The following is a 6,347-nucleotide window of genomic DNA, read 5'->3' as shown; positions in this document are numbered from 1 at the left end:
TGGGTCTGTTCAGAGTGCGGAGCTGAACATCTGCGTGACGTAAACGCAGCAAGAAACATTCTTGCGGTCGGGCATGACCGTCTAGCTGTAGGAATCCCCGTCCTTTAGGGCGGGGAGGATGTCAAATCTCAACCCTGCCTGACAGTATTTTTAATGGCACCTTTATTACTTACGGCCATGACAATCTGGATGGCATCCCTGAGTATGTTGAGCGACACAGGTTGATCCATGACCCTGCCAATTTTCAGGCTGCACGGGACATGTTTCTTAGTGAGCTGGAAGCCATGTCTCGTTTGAGTCATCCCAATATTGTCACCTTGCACGGGGGGCACTCCTATGAAGCCTATGACGGGCTCCATCTGGTGCTCAGGCAAACCTATGCCGGACAACCCGTGAAACCGTTCTATTGCCCGGAGGATGGAATGGCCGCAGGGGAAGGGAAGGTCATGACACGACTGCTTATGACTCAACTATTGGGATTCTGGGAGGCCGTCTCCCACATGAAAAAACAAAGGGTTCTGCACCGGGATATCTGTCCTGACAACCTTATGCTACTGGATGGCAGACTGGTTCTGATTGATTTTGATCAGGCGACGGATTGTCGGAATGGTTTTCCCAGGGATTTCAGTGGTCGTCAGTTTTATGCAGCACCGGAAACCCAGCAGCTGAAAGCCCAGGATTATACTGCCGATGTTTTCTCTGCCGCTGTCACTTGCCTGAAACTTCTGGAGTGGCAAGGTTATATAGAACCAAACTCTATGAAAAGGGTGGCCGTAGAGAAACGAGAAAAGGTTGGAAAAAAAGTGGTTAAATCTTTATCTAACGGCATCAAACCCGTTCTGAAAGACCCTGTTCCGGTAGAGATAGAACAGCTTTGTGAGGTTTTAGTCCAGTGTGTTGATGTCAACGCTATGCTCAGGCCTACCGCAGAAGCAATGGTTGAAGAGATGAAGCAGTTAATAGAACTGACCATAAGCGATACCCCTAATGTCAGCTCGGACGACGATGAAGATTCTCTTACGGTGGGCAGGGATTTCGAAACCTCAAGCCAAAAGTCTGTCTGACCTGTACCCTTTGCCGGGAAAATGTTAGTCTCAGCCGTTTACTAAAGTGGCGCATTCCCTCTTGAGCCTGGACAGGTCAGATCCACAGGATCCTGATGACTTCAAGCTCCTTCATAGAGGGTGCCTTCTCCTCCAAGACGCTGGTTGCAATGAGCACAACAGACACTTCATCCAACAAACCATCAAAATCCGGTAACTTCCTCGAGCAAATCCTTGAAAAGGATCTGGCAGAAGGCGTAGTTCAATCGGTCCGTACCCGATTTCCACCGGAGCCCAATGGCTTTCTGCATATTGGTCATGCCACCTCTATCTGTCTGAACTTCGGACTGGCTGAGCAATTCAATGGTCAATGTAACCTGAGGTTTGATGACACCAATCCTGAGAAAGAGGAACAGGTGTATGTGGATGCCATTCAGGAAGACGTTCAATGGCTGGGTTTCAAGTGGAGCGGAGAAGTTCGTTATGCTTCCAGCTACTTTGATCAGTTCTATGAGTGGGCCCTCTACCTGATCAAGGAAGGCAAAGCCTATGTTGATCACCAGGACGCTGAGTCCATGGCTAAAAACCGGGGTGACTTCAATACTCCAGGGGTAGAAACAGAATGCCGCAAACGTTCAGTGGAAGAAAATCTGGCTGAATTTGAAAAGATGCGTGCCGGTGAGTACGAGGAAGGTCAGTGCAGCCTGAGGGCCAAGATTGACCTGCAAAATCCCAATATGAACATGCGTGATCCGATTCTTTATCGTATTCGCAAGGTTCCCCATCACCAGACCGGTGACAAGTGGTGTATCTATCCAAGCTATGACTTTGCACACGGTCAGGAAGATGCCATTGAAGGGGTGACTCACTCGATCTGTACTCTGGAATTCCAGGATCACCGTCCGTTGTACGACTGGTTCATTGAGAATCTGCCGGTTCCGTCCAGACCAAAACAGTATGAGTTTGCCAGAACCAACCTTAATTACACCGTGACCAGCAAGCGTAAGCTGAAGCGGCTGGTGGATGAGGGCGTGGTCGAAGGCTGGGATGATCCGCGTATGCCTACTGTGTCCGGTATGCGTCGTCGTGGTTACACACCGACTTCCATCCGCAAGTTCTCGGATATGGTGGGCGTCAGTCGTTCAGACGGTATTGCAGATGTTTCCATGCTGGAGCATGCGATCCGTGATGACCTGAACAATAATGCGGCTCGTGCCATGGCGGTTATGAACCCGTTGAAGGTGGTTATTACCAACCTGCCAGAAGGTGAGGTTCAGGAAATGACCGCAGCTGCGCACCCTAACAAGCCAGAGCTGGGTGAACGTAAACTGCCGTTTACCCGTGAACTGTATATTGATCGTTCCGACTTCACTGAAGACACTACTTTATCACGCAAGAAGTTCAAGCGTCTGGTATCTGGTGAATATGTTCGTCTGCGCAGTGCTTATGTCATCAAGTCTGACGAAGTTATTAAAGACGAGCAGGGTGAGATCGTTGAGATTCACTGCAGCTATGTCCCAGGTACTGTGGGTGAGAACCCTCCGGAAGGGGTCAAGCCTCGTGGTGTGATTCACTGGGTGTCAGCAAGCCATGGCAAACAGGCAGAAATTCGTAAATACGACCGTCTGTTCAATCATCCTGCTCCTGACAAGGGGGATGAAGACTTCATGGATCATGTGAATTCGGCTTCCCTGGAAGTGGTGACAGGCTGGGTTGAACCTTCATTGGTTGAAGCTGCTCCAGAGCAGGGTTTCCAGTTTGAACGGGAAGGTTACTACGTAGCGGATCGACGTGAACACTGTGCCGAAAAACCTGTGTTCAATATGACTATTGGCCTTAAAGACACCTGGGCCAACAAGGTCTGAAAACAGCCATAAACGAAGAAGACGAGTGCTCTGCCTGTACAGTGATACCTATGGCAAGGCAAAATAGTTTTCTAGGAGCCTGATCGAGCTGTCTATTCTCGGTCAGGCTCCTGACCAGTGATTGGAATTCAGCTCTCCTTACTGTTGTGGGGAGAGCCTATGGCCTGTGATATCAGGCTACAGGACGAAGAACGTGTTGCAGATATACAACTCTCTGACCCGAACCAAAGAAGCCTTTAAACCGCTGGATGAAAATCATGTGCGGATGTACGTCTGTGGTATGACAGTTTATGACCTGTGTCATATTGGCCATGCCAGAACCGTCACGGCATTTGATGTGGTTTCCCGTTATCTGAGAGCCAAGGGTTACAATCTGACTTATGTTCGCAATGTCACCGATATTGATGACAAGATCATTCGTCGTTCCCTTGAAAATGGCGAAACCATCGATGTGCTGTCAGATCGTATGATTGCGGCGATGCGTGAGGATTTTAAACGTCTTGGCAATCTGGAACCTGATCAGGAGCCCAGAGCGACTGAGCACGTTGAAGGCATGATCGAGATGATCGGCGACCTGATCGAGAAAGGTTTTGCTTACGCGCCAGGTAACGGTGACGTTTATTACCGGGTTCGCAAGTTTGAAGGTTATGGCAAGCTTTCCGGCAAGATTCTGGAAGAGCTGGAAGCCGGTGCCCGAATCGAAGTCGATGAGCAAAAAGAAGATCCAATGGACTTCGTGCTCTGGAAGGGCGCAAAAGAAGGTGAGCCGAGCTGGGTTTCTCCCTGGGGCAACGGTCGTCCTGGCTGGCATATTGAATGCTCGGTCATGGGTAAATGCTGCCTGGGTGAGACGTTTGATATTCATGGCGGTGGCTCGGATCTCAAGTTCCCTCACCATGAAAACGAGATTGCCCAGAGTGAGGCAGCCAATGGCCAGACCTTTGTGAATACCTGGATGCACTCCGGCGCTATTCGCATTGATAATGTAAAAATGTCCAAGAGCCTGGGTAACTTCTTTACGATTCGTGAAGTGCTGGATAAATACCCGGACGAAGTCGTTCGTTACTTCCTGATTTCCAGTCATTACCGCAGCCCGGTCAATTACTCGGAAGACAGCCTGAAAGAAGCGTCTGTTCGTCTTGAGCGTTTGTACACCGCTCTGAAAGGGCTGGATGTTTCCAGTGTGGCGGCAGCTGAAGGGTCTCGTTTTGAAGAAAAGTTCATGGCCTCTATGGACGACGACTTCAATACCCCTGAAGCTTTGGCTTCTCTGTTTGAACTGGTGCGCGAACTGAATACGGTTCGTACTGGCGATGAACAGAAGGCACTGCCACTGGCAGCTTTGCTGGTTAAGTTGGGCGGTATTCTGGGCGTTCTTCAGGGAGACGCTGAGGCGTTTCTGAAATCGGGCACAGAAGTGGATGAAGCCTGGATTGAAGAAATGATTCAGAAGCGTAAAGATGCCAAGAAAGCTCGTGATTTTGCGGAATCTGACCGTATTCGTGATGAACTGGCTGCTCAGGGCATTATCCTGCAGGACAGTCGCGAAGGCACTACCTGGCGCATCGAACGATAACACATTATACAGGGCTTGAAATCTTCAGGCCCTGCCCACCTCAAGAGCTCTTAGTTCTGAAACTCTTAATAAGTGCCAATACCTACCCTTTGTTAGAAAATACTGGCACAATGTCGCTCAATATAACGAATTCGAACAAGCAGGAAGTTATTGAGCCAAGGGATTAGTGCTCCTCAGCTGCTTAGGCAGTTAACACTCCTCGGGCGGTAGCGTGCCACTTATATGCTTAAAAAGGACTCTTGACCTGGTTTTGCGTTGAGGTTGCAATCTGGTGCCGAACGGCAAGATAAGTCAAAAACTCTCTGACATGATCGGGCCCTAAATTCTGTGGGTGCTTCATCCAATAACAATACGACTGTTCATTGTTATAACTATAGCGCTTCACTCCCAGGGTGTTGCGTACTTCAGTCATAAAAGGGGTAGGCATGACAAACTCAATAACTGTTATTTTATACAGTATAATTGAAAAAGATGCCAAAAATGCAAATAACTCACACGCGGCCTATTCAGGACAGCAGGCAAAATAGTTTATAGCCTATTGATAATTAATGACTTTTCGACACACTGAAAAGTTGGGATATATCTCAAGTGAGTTAATTACCCCTGATTTGGGGGGATATGCCGCGTGTGAGTGTAATATCCAATATCACTCGCTTGAGTTTTAATAGCTGTTATAAGCCTACATATCCACGGCAATCGTTATGATCAACAATACAAAGAATCATCACTTTGTTTCCCAAGTGGAACAAAGAATGAATAGCATTAATTCAGACATATCTAAAAACAATCAGAGAATTTATTCATTTTCAATCACTGACAGAGAAAAATACGAGGTTGAACTAGATTCAGAAAACGGAGTAAAAATCAGAGAAAATTTGAGTTTTGATGATTTATTCACAATCGAAGTCATTGATAGCAGCCTAAGAGCAAACCTAGAAGATGCTTTTGGTCGCTACGAAACTAATTTATCGAAATTGACTGACTCACTACTCAGTAAAATAAAGGCAAAAGACTCTAATATATCAAACGAACTTCTAAATATATTCGCACTAAAATTCATAAACACTTTTAGAAACCCATTTTGTATTGAAAAAACGCTGAATACCATTGGGCTATTATCAAAACACATTCCAACTGATAAAAAACTAAACAATCATTACAGTAAAATTGACACTAGCAACGCCATATCAATAAGAAAGTACGCACAAAAGTTCAATGTAACAGAAGCACAGTATCGAGAATGGTTAAAATGTCTGTTCATGCTACTAATCCCTAAAAAGGTTAACGATGATCGGTTTATCGATCAATTCATTAAAGATTTTTTTACTGAAAGAAAAAATAGCATTAACATTTTAATAAGCACTTATTCTGAAAGATTTAGTAGTGTCTTATTATCTGACAGGAGCTTTACATTTTTCGAAGATCCAAAGGGCCACATCGTTTATGAATTCAACCTAACATCCAATACATTTATCAGTTATATTTTTACTGACTTAACGAAATTCATTAAAAACAAAAGAATACTAAATAGTATTTTAAAATTTAATTCAGAAGTGAAGCCTGACGTAAGAGTCAACTACAGAACTGACGCATTGGATTTGCTTTCAGCATACAATAAAAGAGTTGTATATCAATCATTCAATACCGTCTATTGTAAAAACCAAAAAATTTACGGCTTATAACAAGTCGCTGGTGTTCGTCGCTTCGCTCCTGGGACGCCTACGGCGCCCCACAGCTAGGCGTGTGTGCCGAGCATGGCACTTAACTAGAGAGGTGAAAGTCCTCTTACCAGGTATTCGCAGAGCCGAAGGTTAGCGAAAGGGCAAGGGCGTTGTCGTGAGGCAGGGTCTGAAGGAAGCCCAA

The 6,347-nt window shown here is 46.2% G+C and carries 6 protein-coding genes; 5 read left to right on the top strand and 1 reads right to left on the bottom strand.

The window, feature by feature from the left end; all coding sequences use genetic code 11:
• The 4 genes from ACR2PX_RS10655 to cysS form a co-directional block, all read left to right on the top strand.
• The coding region (locus tag ACR2PX_RS10655) for a zinc ribbon domain-containing protein (RefSeq protein ID WP_433997355.1) at positions 1 to 108 on the top strand (108 nt) is incomplete at its 5' end.
• Between the two features lie 152 nt (positions 109 to 260).
• The gene (locus ACR2PX_RS10650) at positions 261 to 1,064 is read left to right on the top strand and encodes a protein kinase domain-containing protein (RefSeq protein WP_433999334.1); all 804 of its coding nucleotides are present in this window, start codon (positions 261 to 263) and stop codon (positions 1,062 to 1,064) included.
• 149 nt (positions 1,065 to 1,213) lie between these two features.
• Positions 1,214 to 2,908: a glutamine--tRNA ligase/YqeY domain fusion protein gene (locus ACR2PX_RS10645; RefSeq protein WP_433999336.1), complete on the top strand. Its 1,695-nt coding sequence runs from the start codon at positions 1,214 to 1,216 to the stop codon at positions 2,906 to 2,908.
• Between the two features lie 196 nt (positions 2,909 to 3,104).
• Positions 3,105 to 4,484 carry a cysteine--tRNA ligase gene (cysS, locus tag ACR2PX_RS10640; protein WP_433999335.1) on the top strand — a complete coding sequence of 460 codons (1,380 nt, stop codon included), beginning with the start codon at positions 3,105 to 3,107 and terminating at the stop codon, positions 4,482 to 4,484.
• Between the two features lie 226 nt (positions 4,485 to 4,710).
• Here cysS and ACR2PX_RS10635 read toward each other — a convergent pair whose 3' ends face one another.
• A complete protein-coding gene (locus tag ACR2PX_RS10635) occupies positions 4,711 to 4,911 on the bottom strand; it encodes a phage integrase N-terminal SAM-like domain-containing protein (RefSeq protein WP_433999333.1) in 201 nt (66 codons plus the stop codon).
• A 274-nt stretch (positions 4,912 to 5,185) separates the two neighbouring features.
• On the opposite strand from ACR2PX_RS10635, the gene ACR2PX_RS10630 reads away from it, so the two are divergent.
• Positions 5,186 to 6,166, top strand: coding sequence for a hypothetical protein (locus ACR2PX_RS10630; protein ID WP_433999332.1), 981 nt, complete (start codon positions 5,186 to 5,188; stop codon positions 6,164 to 6,166).
• The last annotated feature ends 181 nt before the right edge of the window (positions 6,167 to 6,347 follow it).

This window comes from Endozoicomonas sp. (assembly GCF_051008435.1).
GTDB lineage: Bacteria > Pseudomonadota > Gammaproteobacteria > Pseudomonadales > Endozoicomonadaceae > Endozoicomonas_A.
Note: the sequence above shows the minus strand (reverse complement) of the source record. Positions and strands in the feature narration are given on the sequence as shown.